This window comes from Sphingobacterium lactis (assembly GCF_051951495.1).
GTDB lineage: Bacteria > Bacteroidota > Bacteroidia > Sphingobacteriales > Sphingobacteriaceae > Sphingobacterium > Sphingobacterium lactis_A.
In genome coordinates this window covers 125278-142318 of the sequence record NZ_JBNHAS010000004.1, presented here as the reverse complement: position 1 = coordinate 142318, position 17041 = coordinate 125278, and the positions used below count along the sequence as shown (strand labels likewise).

The 17041-nt window shown below is 38.9% G+C and carries 16 protein-coding genes; 9 read left to right on the top strand and 7 right to left on the bottom strand.

Going from position 1 to position 17041, the window contains the following annotated elements; all coding sequences use genetic code 11:
* Positions 1–197 precede the first annotated feature (197 nt).
* Entirely contained in the window at positions 198–1058 is an 861-nt protein-coding gene (locus ACP6L2_RS14710; RefSeq protein WP_440510082.1) for an N-acetylglucosamine kinase, read from the top strand.
* A 491-nt stretch (positions 1059–1549) separates the two neighbouring features.
* Here the strand turns inward: ACP6L2_RS14710 and ACP6L2_RS14705 are convergent, their stop codons facing one another.
* Together ACP6L2_RS14705 and ACP6L2_RS14700 are read right to left on the bottom strand one after the other, a co-directional pair.
* A complete protein-coding gene (locus ACP6L2_RS14705) occupies positions 1550–2233 on the bottom strand; it encodes a metal-dependent hydrolase (RefSeq protein WP_440510081.1) in 684 nt (227 codons plus the stop codon).
* 7 nt (positions 2234–2240) lie between these two features.
* Entirely contained in the window at positions 2241–2558 is a 318-nt protein-coding gene (locus ACP6L2_RS14700) for a YbaB/EbfC family nucleoid-associated protein (RefSeq protein WP_344673578.1), read from the bottom strand.
* A 113-nt stretch (positions 2559–2671) separates the two neighbouring features.
* Between ACP6L2_RS14700 and ACP6L2_RS14695 the strand changes: the two genes are divergently transcribed.
* A complete protein-coding gene (locus ACP6L2_RS14695) occupies positions 2672–3163 on the top strand; it encodes an ABC transporter substrate-binding protein (RefSeq protein WP_440510080.1) in 492 nt (163 codons plus the stop codon).
* Between the two features lie 354 nt (positions 3164–3517).
* Here ACP6L2_RS14695 and ACP6L2_RS14690 read toward each other — a convergent pair whose 3' ends face one another.
* On the bottom strand, positions 3518–4744 hold the full coding sequence (locus ACP6L2_RS14690; protein WP_440510079.1) for a hypothetical protein: 1227 nt from the start codon (positions 4742–4744) through the stop codon (positions 3518–3520).
* 214 nt (positions 4745–4958) lie between these two features.
* Between ACP6L2_RS14690 and ACP6L2_RS14685 the strand changes: the two genes are divergently transcribed.
* Entirely contained in the window at positions 4959–5552 is a 594-nt protein-coding gene (locus ACP6L2_RS14685) for a thymidine kinase (protein WP_440510214.1), read from the top strand.
* A 16-nt stretch (positions 5553–5568) separates the two neighbouring features.
* On the opposite strand, the gene ACP6L2_RS14680 is transcribed toward ACP6L2_RS14685, so the two are convergent.
* Positions 5569–6282, bottom strand: a complete 714-nt coding sequence (locus tag ACP6L2_RS14680; protein WP_440510078.1) for a class I SAM-dependent methyltransferase — start codon at positions 6280–6282, stop codon at positions 5569–5571.
* Positions 6283–6370: 88 nt separating this feature from the next.
* Between ACP6L2_RS14680 and ACP6L2_RS14675 the strand changes: the two genes are divergently transcribed.
* Positions 6371–7246 (top strand): LysR family transcriptional regulator, encoded by an 876-nt coding sequence (locus tag ACP6L2_RS14675; protein WP_440510077.1) that lies wholly within the window; start codon positions 6371–6373, stop codon positions 7244–7246.
* Positions 7247–7325: 79 nt separating this feature from the next.
* Here the strand turns inward: ACP6L2_RS14675 and ACP6L2_RS14670 are convergent, their stop codons facing one another.
* The gene (locus ACP6L2_RS14670) at positions 7326–7835 is read right to left on the bottom strand and encodes a glutathione peroxidase (RefSeq protein ID WP_440510076.1); all 510 of its coding nucleotides are present in this window, start codon (positions 7833–7835) and stop codon (positions 7326–7328) included.
* Between the two features lie 14 nt (positions 7836–7849).
* Positions 7850–8710, bottom strand: coding sequence for an N-acetylglucosamine kinase (locus ACP6L2_RS14665; protein WP_440510075.1), 861 nt, complete (start codon positions 8708–8710; stop codon positions 7850–7852).
* Between the two features lie 258 nt (positions 8711–8968).
* On the opposite strand from ACP6L2_RS14665, the gene ACP6L2_RS14660 reads away from it, so the two are divergent.
* On the top strand, positions 8969–11626 hold the full coding sequence (locus tag ACP6L2_RS14660) for a M14 family metallopeptidase (RefSeq protein WP_440510074.1): 2658 nt from the start codon (positions 8969–8971) through the stop codon (positions 11624–11626).
* A gap of 1031 nt (positions 11627–12657) precedes the next feature.
* On the opposite strand, the gene ACP6L2_RS14655 is transcribed toward ACP6L2_RS14660, so the two are convergent.
* On the bottom strand, positions 12658–13659 hold the full coding sequence (locus tag ACP6L2_RS14655) for a D-alanine--D-alanine ligase (protein WP_440510073.1): 1002 nt from the start codon (positions 13657–13659) through the stop codon (positions 12658–12660).
* A gap of 139 nt (positions 13660–13798) precedes the next feature.
* Here ACP6L2_RS14655 and ACP6L2_RS14650 point away from each other — a divergent pair, with 139 nt between their 5' ends.
* The 4 genes from ACP6L2_RS14650 to ACP6L2_RS14635 are packed head-to-tail and all read left to right on the top strand — an operon-like array spanning position 13799 to position 17032.
* Positions 13799–14602: a PASTA domain-containing protein gene (locus tag ACP6L2_RS14650; RefSeq protein ID WP_440510072.1), complete on the top strand. Its 804-nt coding sequence runs from the start codon at positions 13799–13801 to the stop codon at positions 14600–14602.
* A gap of 1 nt (position 14603) precedes the next feature.
* Positions 14604–15647, top strand: coding sequence for an endolytic transglycosylase MltG (mltG, locus tag ACP6L2_RS14645; RefSeq protein WP_440510071.1), 1044 nt, complete (start codon positions 14604–14606; stop codon positions 15645–15647).
* A 2-nt stretch (positions 15648–15649) separates the two neighbouring features.
* Positions 15650–16060 carry an acyl-CoA thioesterase gene (locus ACP6L2_RS14640; protein WP_440510070.1) on the top strand — a complete coding sequence of 137 codons (411 nt, stop codon included), beginning with the start codon at positions 15650–15652 and terminating at the stop codon, positions 16058–16060.
* Positions 16061–17032, top strand: a complete 972-nt coding sequence (locus tag ACP6L2_RS14635; RefSeq protein ID WP_440510069.1) for a YihY/virulence factor BrkB family protein — start codon at positions 16061–16063, stop codon at positions 17030–17032.
* The last annotated feature ends 9 nt before the right edge of the window (positions 17033–17041 follow it).

The window sequence follows — 17041 nt, the reverse complement described above, 5'->3', positions numbered from 1 at the left end:
AACCTTACAAGAAGCTCACAATCAGAAGATTGTGAGCTTTTGTGTGTAATAATACCATTTTTCGGTAGCTTTTATTTTGATTATATCACATAAAAATTCTTATTTTTAGCAATAAATCCCTTATTTTGGGGTCAATACTTAAAAATTACCATTGTAAAACGAACAAACAAGTTAATAAAATTTAAATCTTTTAAATAATGATAATAATTGCAGATGGAGGGTCTACAAAAACAAACTGGTGTTTGTTAGATGATTCTAATAAAAAGATCTATTTCAACACCGAGGGTTACAACCCATACTTTGTAGATAGCGATTACATTGTTGCATCCCTTAAAAAAGGACTACCACAGGATATTCCATTCGAAAAGATCACTGAGGTAAATTATTATGGTGCAGGTGTACACAATGAAGAGAAGGCAAAGATTGTAGAAGACGCTATCCAAGTGGTATTCCCACAAGCAAAAGTCGAAGTTGGACACGACTTATTAGCTGCTGCTCGCGCATTATTAGGAAATAATCCAGGATTTGCTGCAATCCTTGGAACAGGTACAAACACCTGTATTTATGATGGTAAAGATATTACCCACAACATTGACTCTGCAGCTTATATCTTAGGTGATGAAGGAAGTGGAAGTTATATCGGAAAGAAATTATTGACAGACTTCATCCGTGGTCTTATGCCTAAGGATGTAGCTGATGTATTCTACGAAACGTATAAATTATCTCCAGACGAGATTATGGATAATGTATATACAAAACCACTAGCTAACCGTTTCTGCGCTAGCTTCAGCAAGTTTGTATATGACAACAATGTGAATCTTCAATATACACGTAAAATCGTTGATGATGCTTTCGAAGCATTCTTCAACAACTTGGTTAGCAAATACCCAGACTACCAAACCTATACATTTAACTGTATCGGTTCAGTAGGCTACAACTTCCGTAATGTATTGGAAGAAAAAGCTACCCAGTATGGCATGAAAGTAGGAAAAATCCTTCGCTCACCTATTGATGATCTGGTTCAATTCCACATCAATAGAGCACAAAGCGTTGCATAAAATAAAAAAAAGGCCCCATATAGGGCCTTTTTTAGTATTTAGTAGTAAGTATTTAGTAATTAGACCTATTGGCGGGGAAAACATATTTGCTACTTACAACTCAGAGCGAAGCGAAGAGTCTCAATTCTCTACCCCAAGGCCTTGTCATTGTGAGGCTTGCCGAACAAACTTTAAACTATACCAATAAAAGGATAGCATAATTTGTTACCATTTATAAATAAAGAAAGGAACAACCATAACATTGTTCCTTTCTTTTTATCATTTTTTACGCTATAAGACCTGAATTCCACCCCTCTAATAGCGCAGCGGTCTCCTATTAATTTTTCGGGCAGACATTCCGCTCGTTTTCGGTGAGGATACACCCTCACACTCAAACTCGCTCAGTACTGCCCCTACCTACCTTACTACCTAAATAATCGATAATATCAACAATTCACTATCTAACAGCGAAGCGGTCTCATATCTCATATCTAACAGCGAAGCGGTCTCACCTACAATGAATAAGTCTCGCCAATCACCGGCAAAGTCAATGTCAAATCAGCTTCGCTGAATAACTTTTCTGTAGCGTCATGATCAATTTTAATAGGTGGGAAAGAGTCAAAGTGTGTACCAATGATATTTTGGCATTTCACAAATTGTGCTGCTATTACTGCATCTTCAGCGTCCATGGTATAGTGACCACCGATTGGTAAGAATGCATAATCAATATTAAAACGCTCCAACAATTTCATTTCCATGGTAAGGGCAGTATCTCCCGAAACGTAAATGGTCTTTCCATCCACAAAGAACACATATCCTACCGGAAAACCACCATATTGGCCATCAGGAGTGCTATTGGAGTGTGCGGCAAATACCATTTTCACTTTACCGAAAGGAAGATGTACTGTACCACCTAAGTTAAACTCAATCACCTTATCCTTAGCAATCCCTTGTTTTCTAACCCAAGCAGCAGTCTCCACAATACTAACAACCACTGCATCTTTACTCTTTTGAGCCGTTACCAAATCAGCAACATGGTCCTCATGTCCATGTGTTAAGAAGATATAATCAGGACTTAAATCCTCAGCTTTAAGTGATTTTGCAAGTGGATTGTAAGTCACAAATGGATCCAACAATACTTTTGAGCCATTGAAATCGAATTCAAAACACGAATGTCCGTAATAAGTATATTTCATGATTTGCTTATTTATTACCGAATAAATTTCCTAATCCGCCAAAGCCACCAAGTAAATCTTGTGAAGCAGCTTGCATCTCTGTTTGTGAGATGTTCTCAGCCTGGCTAATCGCTTTATTTATCGCTACGATCAATAGCTCTTCCAATTCCTCTCTATCCGCTTCAGCTAAAAATTCCGGATCAATCTTAACCTCTCTAATTTCTTTATTTGCTGTTGCAATAACACGGATCTTTCCACCTTCAGCCTCTCCTGACACCGAAACATGATCCAATCTATCCTTAATTTCTTTCGCTTTCTGTTGCGCCTCAAATAACTTATCAAACATAATTCTCTTTGTTTTTAACCATTCCAAAATACGAATTATTTACTAATCTTGACAAACTTTGTAGGTTCTTTTAAGCAGCTTGATTACCTTTGCAGCTACAATTATTCATACAAATGGATCAACTAAAACATTATACGGAAATAGCCAACGAATTGGAAGGACGCAATCCTCAAGCTTTTGAAACATTGGAAGAAGAAATCAACATCCTCATCCACAAGCTGAAGTTCATCCCAATGGAAAGCCGTCCAAATGTCCTTATCCAACATTTAAACAGCAGTGTTATTGACCAGGATTACCTTGAGGAAATCATGCAAGTAGCAGGGGGTAAATTACTTGCCAGCAACCAAGACTTAAACGAAGCCGATTTCCTTATCTTTATTCACGACGCACCAGATTTCTTCAGTAAACTTCCACAACTTCTGGAAACACAATACGCAGAAATCAAAGCCGTAAAAGACAACCAAATCTATATCATCAATAAAGCAAACTTCGGAACTGTAAAATCCGATTACCTACAAGACATCGAAATCCTTGCCGAAATCGTACAGTCCAAGTATTTCATCTATGGACACGAAGGAAATAGCTGGGTTAAGTTCTCTTTATAAGACAACAGACGTCAGACAACAGATATTAGACTGTCAGATCAAAATCTATTCAGAAACAGTATTGCATTTACAACTCAGAGCAAAGCGAAGAGTCTCATTCTCTCCCCACAAAATTGGGTCATTGTGAGGCTAGCCGAACAAACTTTAAACTTTACCGTTAAAAGGATAGCATAATTTGCTTCCATTTATTATAAAAAGAAGAAAGGAACAACGATATCATTGTTCCTTTCTTCTTTATCATTTTATGCTCTAAATGACTTCAATCACGTATATCTGACAGCTCCACAATCTCATATTTCATATCTAACAGCGAAGCGGTCTCATATCTCATGTCTAACAGCGCAGCGGTCTCACCTACCCAAACTTCTTCCTCAACAGCTCATACAATTTATCGACTGTCTGAGGTTTAGTGGCCCAATTGTTTTTAAGGGCGTAGTTTGATTGCAGGAAGGCGTCTGCTTCGGCGAAATTGTCAAATCTATTCAATAATTCGATGGCTTCGCTGTAGGCTAAGCTATAGCCATTAAAAAGATCTTTTATAAAAAGCAATTTATCATTCAAGCTAACTGCAGTCTTCAAATCTACTATGGTTTCCGAGCTTCTACTGGACGATGTGTTGAATTGCTGCGCATGGGTCATCCCAGCTCTTTTCTGTTGCTGAATCAGCTCATTTAAGGTCAATGGACGGTTTGGTTTAGCCTCTGCCTCTTTCGCCAAATCATTTAGCGTAGCTTCAGGTTTAGTAGGCTCTTCAATTCGCACTTCTTTCTCCTCGATTCGAACCTCATTAACAACTGGTTCTGTTGCGATTGGCTCTGCCTTTTCAACAGGTTTTGCCTCTTCTTTAGCCTCTTGTTCGTAGGCAGGCTTTACCGATGTATAATTCGACTCAGGTGTGTGTACCGGACTCGATTGTGATTGATAGCTAGCAGGTTCTTCAGAAACAGGAGCATTTTTTTCTTCTGTATCATCCGTTTGCTCCGTTTCCTTTTCCTCCTCGTAATGCTCAATCTCTGAAGCTTCTTCCTCAGCAACCTCTTGATCGTGTTTCTCTTCTTCTTTATATTCTTCTACATCAGGTTCCGGTTCTGGTAAAGAATCCGTAATGGATGTCGTTGCTTCTTCTATCTCCTCTTTATCCGCTTCCGTTGTATTCTCCACCTCTTCTTGCTCCTCTTTTCTTACTTCCTCATCCTGTTTGTTGCTTTCTGCACCAAATTGACTTGTGAATGGAATCTCTTCATGATATTCTTCTACCGAAGACTCTTCCTCTTCTACAGGCTCTACTTCTTGGATTTCCTCTTCTACAGGTTGGTTATCCGCTTCTTGAGCAGAAACCTCAACCGGAGGAGTGAAAATAGATTCTTCCGAAACAACAGATTTCGCAGGCTGATTAGGATCCGCTTGCTCATGTGCTAAAATCGTCAGATGCTCTGCTAAATACTTAGCTTTCGCACTAAGCATCAGTAATTCCAAACGATTTTTGCCCAAGTCATCTGAATTTAAAGCTGCATATCGCTCGTTTAAATCAACTAATAAATCTCCAATTCTTCCTAAAATATCCTGATTTGTATATGACATAGTCTTGTGTATTGATTCTAATTTTTGCTATCCGTTTTTTGGCAACTTATAAAAATTAAACAAACTGACTCTTACTTAGTTTAGGTTTTTATTTATAGCCTCTCCTTCAAAAATAAGATTTAATTCTGATATTCGTAAGCGAATAGACCGAAGAAATTCAGGTTTCTTCAGCTAAAAATATCCTTTAATTTTATAAATACGAGCAATCATCATGATGTTGTTTTCAGAACATAATTTTAATCGTCGTCGCGATAGTATCGGGAGCATTGAAGTTATTTGTGGATCAATGTTTTCGGGTAAAACGGAAGAACTTATCCGTCGGATGAAGCGTGCTCAATTTGCGAAGTTACCAGTAGAGATTTTCAAGCCTGAGGTGGATATCCGCTATGGATTAAACGAGGTCGTATCCCACGATAGCAATTCCATTCCTTCTACTCCAGTTGCCCATTCTTCAGCTATTCTCTTGCTGAGTTCAGAAACTAAAGTAGTTGGTATCGATGAAGCTCAATTCTTTGATGAGGAGCTTCCCGATGTTTGCATTCAATTAGCAAATCGCGGTATTCGGGTTATCGTTGCTGGATTGGACATGGATTATCTAGGCAAACCATTTGGCCCTATTCCAAGCCTAATGGCGATTGCGGAGGAAGTCACTAAAGTACATGCCGTTTGTGTGCAATGTGGGGCTCCTGCAAATTATTCTTACCGAACCCAACAAAGTGATGCGCGTGTATTGCTAGGTGAAAAAGAAAGCTACGAACCAAGATGCCGTAGCTGCTACTTTGAATTGGATACTGAGGACCCCTGTTAATTTAAACTCCCCTATCCTATTTAAATCCCAAAAAAGAACTAAAGCATAGATTCTTGTGCAGAATATCTAAATCTTTAAATCCCACTTGTTCCATCATCTTCAATTGAAAAAGTAAAGGTCTAGGCGAATCCTCTTTCTCGATATAAGCAAATACATGCTCCTGATAAGCTTTATCTTTCAATTCAACCAAGAAATCTCCATATCGCTCCTTGTACATGAATTCTTGCAGAGCAGGACTATTCTGTTCCACCAAATCAAAAACCCATAGACTCCCACCAGGTTTCAGCAGACTGTATATTTTCTTTAAGGATTTTTCCCAATCTGCATCTTCTCTCAAATGATGTAAAACAGCCGTAGCGATAATGACATCGTATTTATTCTCTTCCAAAAAAACAGTTCTAAAATCTCCCTTAAAGACTTCAACGCGTCCATTACTCACTTCCTCAACCCTTTGCTTTGCTCGATCCAGCATGGGCTGACTCAAATCAACCAAATCCACATTAACCTGATTATGTGTCTTCATAATGGTTTTAACCGCATAATTTCCGGCACCACATCCAATATCCAACAGGTTTTCCAAATTCGGATACAAACGTTGAATACCATCCGTTATTAACTCCATGTTCAACACCGCATCAATCGTATTGGCTTGACTGCTTTCTAAATTGGAAAAACGCTCCACATCAGCATCAAAACGCTGTTCAATTTCTTTAATACTCGATTTATTCATACCCTAAAGTTTATATTCTCAAAGATAATTGTCCTATCAATACCTAAAAAATACTATTTTTATCATAAATCAATACCAAAAAGGTATCATGGAGCTTAGACACATTCAATACTTTCAAGTTTTAGCCGAAGAATTGCACTTTGGCAATGCAGCAAAACGCTTATTTATCTCCCAACCACCATTGAGTAGGCAGATTAAGGAATTGGAACTCGAATTAGGTGTCAGTCTTTTTAACCGAACGAACAAAAAAGTGGCACTAACAGATGCAGGTAGATATTTATACACACAGACAGCAAGCCTATTGCAGCAATTAGCACAGGTAAAAAATAACACAAAATTAATCCATGATCAATTATCAGGTGAGATAAAACTTGGTTTTATCAGCTCCACCTCTAAAATATTAATTGCTCGAATTCTTGAAGAATTGAAAACAAGCTACCCTGCTTTACAGATCAACTTATTTGAAGCTTCGAGCATCAAACAGTTATCAGCAATCCAAGAAGGAAAATTAGATTTAGCCATTATTCGCACGGACAACATCCCTTCGGGAATCAATCAAACTTTGCTGTATCAAGAGGAACTTTGCCTGGTTGGGCCTGCAGGTATCAGAAATTGGAATGAAAGCATGAAACAATTGAATTTCATATCCTTCAATCCACAGTATGCCCCGCAATATTACCAAGAAACGCTGGACTACTGCCAGCAACTGGGAATAGAGCCAAGCTTCCGACATCAATGCAATAATATGAATGCGATATTAGAATTAGTAAGTTTAGGTTTGGGATTAGCCATCGCTCCAAAAAGCATGTGCATAAACCGGAAGGACTTAAGCCTATTCAGTCCAAGCAGGAAAAACCTGCAAATGTTTAGCAAAGTCTATCTGTGTTATTCCGCTGACCTCCAAAACAGTCATTTAACGACTTTGATTAAACAGATCACAAGAACAGCCAATCAGCTTCTGTAAGGCATAAAATTGATATTTACCAAAAATTATATGGCATAAAAAAAGCATCTTTTCAGATGCTTTTTTCAATTCTTATGAATTATAAATTCTTAATAATGGACTGATCCATTGGTGTAACTTTCGAACGATAGCGGTGTGCTAATTTACCATCTTTACCAATTAGGAATTTCTCGAAGTTCCAGTTGATGGCACCTGTAAAATCAGGATTCTCAGCAGTAGTTAAGTACTTGAAAAGTGGATCCATCTTTTCTCCTGTTACATCAACTTTGTCTGACAATAGGAATGTCACACCATAATTCTTTTCACAGAATTCAGCAATTTCCTCACTACTTCCAAATTCTTGATTCTTGAAGTTGTCTGATGGGAAGCCGATAACCACTAGTTTATCACCGTATTTCTTATGCAATTCTTGCAATTCTTTATACTGTGGTGTAAAGCCACATTTTGAAGCTGTATTAACGATCAGCATCGGTCTTCCTTTAAATTCGGAAAGGGAAACCTTTTTTCCATCTAGCGTTTTAAAGCTATAATCATATACCGTAGGCTGTTGAAACAACAGGGTAAATACCATAATCAATGAATACATCATGTTTTCTATTATTTTTAAATTTCAACGTTCAATTCACGATTCACCACAAAGTGGAAAATCTCTTCTATAGGATTCTTCAATATCGTGCCAATTTTGACGCCATGAAGTGAACACACCTCACGTAGATGCAAGTCAAAATGATAAGCAATCTGTCCTACAAAGTGCACTTCATGTTCCCAGAATTCCGGATAGGTCATTATATTGGTACGAACGAATTCATCAAAACCATTACGCAGTAAATTATCGATATAAGGATGCGCACGATTATCGCCCATAAACTTGGCGAAACTTGCTAAATAAGCATTTGGACGGTCGCGTTGATAAACATTCTTAATGATAATGTCCTTGGTGATGTGATGGGCTTCTTTGAATACACGCATTAAATCACGAGGCATAGTCTCATACAGATAATCTGTAATCAATTGTTTCCCGAACCATGCACCAGAACCCTCATCCCCTAGCACATAGCCATTGCCGTGCACACTCGGCGCTAGAACTTCACCATCAAAAAAGCTTATATCGGAGCCAGTACCCAGATTACATATCAATCCTTTGCTTTCTCCAAAGGTAGCATAGGCTGAACCTAAAATATCGCTCTCCACGGAAATATAGGAACTCGGAAATATTTCGGATAAGGCATTAGATACCAACTCCCGACGATCGGGGGTGGAACACCCAGCTCCAAAAAAATACACCTCATGTATCTCATTGATGTATGGAATAATTTCCTGAACATCAGACATGGTATTGGTAATTTCTTTTTCACTTACAAAAAACGGATTGAGGCCTTTGGTACTGAAACTTAATGGTTTACTATCTGGAAGCTGGAGCATCCAGTCTGATCTTGATGAACCACTATCTGCAACTAATATCATATTGTTAAAATATCATCAAACCCAAATATACAAAATTACAAATGGCTCTAACAAAAATAATCGCTATTGTTTTAAGACAGAACAGCTTAGCAATGTAGAATATTTTTATTAAGCACGAAACAGTTTGCACTAAGAACAAAGCAATCCCTAGAATCGTTCTGTAATATTATCGTGAAAATTGTTTTTTACCAACACTTTAGCCTTGTCTTTCCTTATCCTTTTCTATCTTTAGGTCAATCATTTTAACCCAATTAGATTATGATAAAATTTCGAAAGCCTTATTGGTTGTTGGCCCTAGCATGGATTTCCTTTCATCCGCTTCAGGCTCAACAGATAAGCAGCCCCAAAGAACATTTTGGTTTTAATATTGGTGATGATTACCAATTGGCAAACTATACACAGACAGAGGCATACTTCCATAAGCTCGCCAAACAATCTGACCGTGTCAAACTTCAAGTCATTGGAAAAACCGAGGAAGGCCGCGATCAACTCATGTTGATCATCAGCTCACCGGAGAACTTAAGAAATATCGATCGTTTCCAAACCATCTCCAGGACAATGGCGCAAGCGAACCTACCAGAGGTGGAAGCGCGTAAATTAGCAAAAGAAGGAAAATCGGTCGTGTGGATTGACGGTGGATTACACTCCAATGAAGTAGTAGCTACTCATCAACTGATTCAAACGGCTTATTTATTAGCGAGTTCTAACAACGAGGAAACCCAAAGAATTCTAGATCAATCCATCATACTACTTACCCATGCTAATCCTGACGGACATGAATTGGTAGGCGATTGGTATATGCGCGAGTCAGATCCATTAAAAAGATCAACCAGTTATATTCCTAAACTGTATCAAAAGTATGCGGGACATGATAATAACCGTGATTTTTTCATGCTAAACCTTAAAGAGAGTCAAAACATCGCGAAACAATTATTTGTAGAATGGGTACCTCAAATCATGTACAACCACCACCAAACTGCCCCTGCAGGTGCTGTGGTTGCTGGAGCACCATATCGTGACCCTTTCAACTATGTATTTGACCCATTACTCATGTCGGGCATTGATGCGCTTGGCGCAGCCATGTCTTCTCGAATGAATGCAGAAAACAAACCAGGCTACACCGCCAAAGGGGGATCTGTATTCTCTACTTGGTATAATGGCGGACTGAGAACAACGACTTATTTCCACAATGTGATCGGATTATTAACCGAAATCATTGGTAACCCTACACCCTATGAAATCCCGCTCGTGCCGAGTCGTTTAATCCCTTCAAGCAATACACAAAACCCGGTAGTCCCTCAAAAATGGCACTTCCAACAGTCGATAGATTATTCGGTTTCATTGAATTATGCGGTAATGGGTTATGCCAGTCGTTATAAAGATGAGGTACTTTACAACATCTATCGAATGGGAAGAAACTCCATAGAAAGAGGTTCCAAAGACTTTTGGCCATTATCTCCATCAAAGGTAGCCATCATCGACACAGCACTCAATCAAGCTCGCAGAAAAGGAAACAACCAAGTAAACCGTTCTCAGGTTCAAAATATTCTAGGCGAACTTTTTCAGAATAAAGATCTACGAGGTCCTCGAGGATACATCATCCCTGCGGACCAAGCGGACTTTAGCACGGCCAAGAAATTCTTAAATGCCTTAATTCAAAACGGCATTCAGGTCCAACAAGCGAATAACAGCTTTACGGTAAACGGTAAATCCTATCCAAAAGGATCTTATGTGATCAAGACCAATCAGGCATTCCGTCCACATATCCTTGATATGTTTGAGCCACAGGATCACCCGGATGATTTTGAATACCCAGGAGGCCCTCCTATCCCACCGTACGATGCTGCTGGATGGACTCTAGCATACTTAATGGATGTCAAGTTCGATCGGATTCTAGATGACTTCCAAGGTCCATTTGAAAACCTAAGCATTGGTGAAGTTATCCCTATTAAGGCAACCAATAAACCTGTTGGCAAATACATCAAATTGCCTGCAAGTATCAACGATAGCTATAAGATTGCTAACCAGCAATTGAACCAAAAATCAAAAGCTTGGCGTGATCAAGTATCTGGTGATTTCTACGTAGAGAATAATCAAAAGGTAGACTTGACATTTGATGCTACAGGTGTTAATGCACTTCCGAAATCTGCCAAACCATTGAAATCCCTTCGCATTGGCCTATGGGACAGCTACGGTGGTTCTATGCCGTCAGGATGGTTGAGATTCCTTATGGAACAAAATGCCTATAATTTTGAAGTAGTTTACCCTTCTGCAATTGACAAAGGAAATCTGAACGCTAAATACGATGTGTTGATATTCCCAGGTAACTCCATCCCTCGATACAGTGGAACAGGTAATCCAACCTTTTCCCGTGGAGGAAGCTTGGAAATGCCGGAGAACATTCCAGCAGAATACCAAGAGCGTTGGGGTCGCTTATCGGTCGATAAATCCATCCCTGTATTGAAAGATTTTATGGAAAAAGGTGGCAAGGTAATTACCATTGGCAACAGCTCCGATCTGGCTGAACACCTGAACCTAGCTGTAGAAGATGCCTTAGTAGATGCAGATCACAAACCGTTAAAACGCACAGACTTCTACACGCCTGGATCCGTATTAATTGCTCATGTTGGCCAAAACAGCCCAAGCACTTGGGGTTATGGTGAAAAGATCGATTTATATTACAGCAACGATAACCTCTACAAGATCAAGGATGATAAAATCAAACCATTGTTATGGTTTGCAAGTGATCAGGTTCTGAAAAGCGGATGGTCATGGGGAGAAAAATACCTTAAGGACGGCGTTTTAGCATTCGAAACCCCAATCGGAAAAGGAAAACTAGTATCCTTCGGAAATGATATCAATTTCCGTTCACAAACTCACGGAACGTTCAAATTACTATTTAATCAATTGCAATAAATAATAACTGCAAAAAATCAAAGGGAGTAAGCTAAATTCAAAACAGTTTACTCCCTTTTTTATGTCTAGTTTTCCTGCATATTCCTTTGGACTTTCAAGGGGTTTGCTTGGGGTTTAGCAGGGGTTTAGCAGGGGTTGGATTCGAGACTCTAACGGATCTCCTTCGGAACTTGTTCGGATCTCCTTCGGATCTCGTTCGGTTCCAACCGAACGAGATCCGAAGGAGATCCCTAGCAGATCCTAGGAAATTCCCTAGGGTTCTCGAATCCATATACTGTGAATACCGAAGGTAATACGAGTAGATTACTTAAGAGACGACAGACAACAGACAACAGATAATAGATATGAATTTGATATGAGATAGGATATCTTTACGCTATTAGATTGGAGACAAAAGGCATCTGTCTAAAAGACTTATTGGCCTAATAAGACATACTACTCAGAGCGAAGAGAAGAGTCAGAGCCCTGCGGGCAGTATATAGTAGAAAGTATTGAGTATAAAGACCTAAGACGAGAAAATAGATGTATCATTTACACCTCAGAGCGAAGAGTATTTGTTTCCCTCACTTGGCCGAGTCAATGCTTATCGAAGATAAAAACCTTTAAACTGTCTAAGTAGTACGTTGGGTAGGGGCGGTACTGAGTGAGTTTGAGGAAAGGGGGTTCACCCCCAACGAAAACGAACGGAATGTCCGCCCGTTTTTAAGAAACCTGTTGTAAGTGTTTTTTAGATATTATTTATTAACGGTCGATGCATGCATCGACCCTACAAACAATCGTGATTTAATTAGTAAAAACGATGATAACTGTAGGGTCGAAGCATGCTTCGACCGTTTAAATTAAATTCAAAATCTAAAGTCTTGCTTCGAAAAGCAAATTGGGTTTTGAAATTGTTTTATAGGCGGTCGATGCATGCATCGACACTAGAGCTAACCGTAAATCATTCCCCTACAAACCTCCGTTTTTCACCACTAATATCTAAATCTAACAGCGAAGCGGTCTCATATCTCATGTCTAACAGCGCAGCGGTCTCAAACCAACAAAGCTGCTTCAATCAATTCTCCGTAGAAATCAGATTCTTTTCTGCCGGATGCTCGTACTTGTTGAGGGATAAAACTTTGGGCAGTTTGACCCGGTACGGTATTGATTTCGATAAAGTAGAATTTATCAGTATTGTTTTCGATAAAGAAATCGACACGAACCATTCCTTTACAATTTAACCGAATATAGATTTCTTGTATTAATTGGTCTGCAAGATCTTTTTGTGCTGCTGTCAAATCGGCAGGCGTGATTTCCTCTGTAAGTCCTGGCGTATATTTCGCTTCAAAGTCGAAGAATTCACGTGTGGTCTTCACTTCTGTTGCTGGAAGGACTTGTAATTCGCCTTTGGCATTTCTATAAATACCTTGAGAAAATTCACGGCCTGTAACAAACTCTTCAACCAACACTTGCTTTCCGGTGTTCTCCGCATCATAAGCCTTGTTCAAAGCTTCGGGAAGCTCTTCCCATGTCTTCACCTTGCTCATACCAATACTACTGCCACCGGCATTCGGTTTTACAAATAATGGTAAAGTAAGATTTTCTTTTACAAGGTCAACTGCTGCAGGACGGTGTTCCTTAAAAAGTAAAACCGATGGTGCAACATGTAGATTGGGAATATCTTGGATTATAGCCTTCGTATATCCCTTGTTCATGGTTAATGCAGAGGTTAAAGCAGAACAAGTGGTGTAAGGTAAACCAATCATGTCAAAATAACCTTGCAACCTGCCATCCTCACCAGGCGATCCATGAATAATAATAAATGCTACATCAAAGTTGATTTTCTCATTCAGGTTCAAGGAGAAATCCTGACGGTCGATTTCATGTTTCACTCCCTGTTCATCGGTATAAAACCAAGAGTCTAAACCAAGGTTAATGGTATAAACATCGTATTTTTCCTTATCAATTTGGGAATAAACAAATGCCGAGCTTTTGAATGAAACTTCCGCTTCACCGGTATATCCGCCTGTAATTAGAGCAACTTTAGTTTTCATATGTATAATTCAAGAAGCAAATATAATTTGAGATACGAGATAAAACGAATATTTTTGCGCTTATATTCATGCCTGATTGTTAGAATTCCGAAAAATGGAATTAATATTGTTAGGACAAACATAAAAAAGCAAAAGATCAATGTCGAAATTCTTTTTATACCTAAGAACGGATGCGTTCAGGAAAAACCTTATCGGATCCATTATTTTCTTAGTGGTTCTTTTTGTTGTTGTTTATTTTGGTTTAAAACTCTACACCAAACATGGAGACTCACAAGAAGTACCCGTATTGAAAGGTTTACATATTTCTGAGGCATTAAGCATATTAGATAAGGCTGGATTAGAATATGAAGTGGATTCCATTTACCAGATGGATGCCAAACCGGGCTTGGTCATTGATCAGGATCCAGATCCTCAAGCGCATGTGAAGAGTGGTCGTACGATCTATTTAACGATCATTACACAAACTGCTCCTGAAATTGCTTTTCCAGAGGTATTGGACAAGACTTTTATTGAGGCGTCAGCAATTTTAAAGAATCACTCTTTAAAAATTGCGGATACTACTTATATCAATGATATCGCTCGCGATGTGGTATTAGATGTCAAATTTGCAGGGCAGCCTTTGCGTGCAGGGCGTATGGTTCCTAAGGGTTCTAAGATTAGTTTAGTATTAGGAAATGGCCGTGGCGATAGTGAGGTAGAGATCCCAAATTTATTGGGGTTACCATTAAGCGAGGCTAAATTTGCTTTGGCAGGTGTAGGTTTGACCTTAGGTGGTGTGACCTTCTCCGATGGATCCAATGATTCCTTAAACTCGGTTATTGTGAAACAAAGCCCTGATACAAGTGCACGTATTATTTCCATTGGTTCAGCTATCCATGTTACATTAGCGAAGCCAGCAGCAGAAACTCCAACAACTCCAACTACACCTCAACAAAATCCATAACATGGCAACGAATAGTAAAAAGAGCAAAACCTCCCTTTATATTGGATTATTAATTCTTGTCCTCGGATTGACGGTGGCAGGTACAGCCTACTTTATGTTTATGGCTCCTTCCATTGCAACTGATGAAGAATATTTTTACGTAAAAACGGATGAGCCCTATGCGGATGTCATGAAACGTATAGAATCTGAAGGAATCGTAAAGAACAGCAGTCTATTCAACTATGCAGCGAAATTCATGGATTTGGAGAAGACAGGGATTAAAGCAGGACGTTATAAATTATCTAAAGATTTAAGCAACCGTCGCTTTATTGGTAACCTGCGTGCAGGCTATCAAGATGCTGTAAAATTTCGTTTCCAAAACATTCGTCTCAAAGAAAACTTTGCTGGGCTATTAGGAAAAGAATTTGAAGCAGACTCTTTGGCATTCTTAAACCTATTAAACGATGAGGCCTTGGCTGAAAAGCACGGATTTAACAAGGATAATTTCTTTACCATGTTTATCCCAAATACCTATGAAATCTATTGGAACACAAATCCTAAAGAAATCATAGAACGTTTTTCTAAGGAATATGAAAAATTTTGGAATGCTGACCGAAAAGCAAAAGCAGCAGCATTAAACCTAAGCCCTCAGGAGGTTAGCGTATTAGCATCTATCGTAAAAGGGGAAGCCTTACACGTGGATGAAATGCCAAAAATCGCAGGCTTATATTTAAATCGTTTGAAAAAAGGCATGTTATTACAAGCTGATCCGACGGTTATTTTCGCTAACAATGATTTCACGATTCGTCGTGTACTTAACAAACACTTGGTTGTTGACAACCCTTACAATACGTATCGTTTCAAAGGACTTCCTCCGGGACCGATTATGATGCCTAGCATTGCATCTATTGATGCGGTATTAAACTACGATCATCATGAATACATCTACATGTGTGCGAAGGATGATTTTTCAGGATACCATTTGTTTGCTACGAATGTTGCAGAACATCAGATCAATGCCCGTAAGTTCCAAAAAGCATTAGACGCTAGAAACATCAAGAAATAAACATGTTTAGTTTTAAACACCATATCCGCGTTCGTTATGCGGAAACTGACCAGATGGGCTATGTATATTATGGGAATTACGCCACCTATTATGAGGAAGCACGCACAGAGATGCTTCGTAGTACTGGAGTTTCCTATAAGGAACTGGAAGATATGGGTGTGATGTTGCCTGTTACAGATCTGAATTGTAAATTCATTAAAGCGGCGAAATATGATGATTTAGTAACGATTAATATCTATATTCGGGAAAAGCCAGGCATTCGTATTAAATTTGAATACGAGCTATTTAACGAAGCGGGCGAGCTGCTAAACACCGGTTATACCCAATTGGTATTTGTAGATATGGAACGAGGTCGTCCATGCAAGCCACCACAAGTATTCGTTGACAAGATGGCTCCATATTTTGGAGAATAAATGAAAAGAGTACAAGAGCAACTTCTGCGGTTCAAACCTTATGACCAACTTATAGAATGGTCAAAAGGTGCTACCTTGCCTGGATTTGGGAAGTTACCACTGTATACTGTTTTGGCCTTTTTCTTTCAGGAGATCGCTCGAGAGTCTATCTTAAACAAAGCCTCTTCCCTAGCCTACAACTTTATGTTGGCAATCTTTCCGGGAATCATCTTTGTATTTACGCTTATCCCTTATATTCCAGTTGATAATTTCCAGGAACAACTGCTGGATCTGATTCAATTGGCACTACCAAACAATGCTTTTGAGGTTTTGCAAACTACCTTAGTGGACATCATTAAACGTCAGAATTCAGGTTTATTATCGGCGGGTTTTGTTCTCTGTACATTCTTCTCGACCAATGGGATGACGACCTTAATGATGACCTTCAATAAAGCAGCCTTATCGAAGGAATCAAGGACTTGGTTACAGCGACGCATCATTGCTTTAGGATTGGCGATTGCCATCGTATTAGCATTGGCCGTTGGGATTGCTTTATATGCAGGATCAAACTACTTAATCAACTACCTAAAATCACATATTGATTACGACTTAAAATGGTTTTGGGCCATGCTTATTAAGACCGCTCAGTGGCTAATTCTCTTCAGTATCTATTTTTTTACAGTCAGTTTGATCTACAAATTTGGACCAAGCTCTACAAAAAAATGGAAATTATTCACTCCCGGCGCTACCTTAGCAACCTTCTTGGCCATGCTTTCTTTCTCCCTTTTTACCTTCTACATTAACAACTTTGGAGCTTACAATAAACTATACGGATCTATCGGTACATTGATCGTAGTGATGATTTGGATGTATATTAACGCTTTAATATTAATTATTGGATTTGAATTAAACGCAAGTATTGCCCTATCAAAACAGAGTATAAAAATTGTCAAACCTAGAGTGTACAATTCCTTTAAGCCAGACAAAACTTAAATAACTCAT

What these genes read in the sequence shown, in the direction of transcription:
- ACP6L2_RS14710 (WP_440510082.1), top strand. Translation starts at nt 198, where the DNA reads ATGATAATAATTGCAGATGGAGGGTCTACAAAAACAAACTGGTGTTTG.
- ACP6L2_RS14705 (WP_440510081.1), bottom strand. Translation starts at nt 2,233, where the DNA reads ATGAAATATACTTATTACGGACATTCGTGTTTTGAATTCGATTTCAAT.
- ACP6L2_RS14700 (WP_344673578.1), bottom strand. Translation starts at nt 2,558, where the DNA reads ATGTTTGATAAGTTATTTGAGGCGCAACAGAAAGCGAAAGAAATTAAG.
- ACP6L2_RS14695 (WP_440510080.1), top strand. Translation starts at nt 2,672, where the DNA reads ATGGATCAACTAAAACATTATACGGAAATAGCCAACGAATTGGAAGGA.
- ACP6L2_RS14690 (WP_440510079.1), bottom strand. Translation starts at nt 4,744, where the DNA reads ATGTCATATACAAATCAGGATATTTTAGGAAGAATTGGAGATTTATTA.
- ACP6L2_RS14685 (WP_440510214.1), top strand. Translation starts at nt 4,959, where the DNA reads ATGTTGTTTTCAGAACATAATTTTAATCGTCGTCGCGATAGTATCGGG.
- ACP6L2_RS14680 (WP_440510078.1), bottom strand. Translation starts at nt 6,282, where the DNA reads ATGAATAAATCGAGTATTAAAGAAATTGAACAGCGTTTTGATGCTGAT.
- ACP6L2_RS14675 (WP_440510077.1), top strand. Translation starts at nt 6,371, where the DNA reads ATGGAGCTTAGACACATTCAATACTTTCAAGTTTTAGCCGAAGAATTG.
- ACP6L2_RS14670 (WP_440510076.1), bottom strand. Translation starts at nt 7,835, where the DNA reads ATGATGTATTCATTGATTATGGTATTTACCCTGTTGTTTCAACAGCCT.
- ACP6L2_RS14665 (WP_440510075.1), bottom strand. Translation starts at nt 8,710, where the DNA reads ATGATATTAGTTGCAGATAGTGGTTCATCAAGATCAGACTGGATGCTC.
- ACP6L2_RS14660 (WP_440510074.1), top strand. Translation starts at nt 8,969, where the DNA reads ATGATAAAATTTCGAAAGCCTTATTGGTTGTTGGCCCTAGCATGGATT.
- ACP6L2_RS14655 (WP_440510073.1), bottom strand. Translation starts at nt 13,659, where the DNA reads ATGAAAACTAAAGTTGCTCTAATTACAGGCGGATATACCGGTGAAGCG.
- ACP6L2_RS14650 (WP_440510072.1), top strand. Translation starts at nt 13,799, where the DNA reads ATGTCGAAATTCTTTTTATACCTAAGAACGGATGCGTTCAGGAAAAAC.
- mltG (WP_440510071.1), top strand. Translation starts at nt 14,604, where the DNA reads ATGGCAACGAATAGTAAAAAGAGCAAAACCTCCCTTTATATTGGATTA.
- ACP6L2_RS14640 (WP_440510070.1), top strand. Translation starts at nt 15,650, where the DNA reads ATGTTTAGTTTTAAACACCATATCCGCGTTCGTTATGCGGAAACTGAC.
- ACP6L2_RS14635 (WP_440510069.1), top strand. Translation starts at nt 16,061, where the DNA reads ATGAAAAGAGTACAAGAGCAACTTCTGCGGTTCAAACCTTATGACCAA.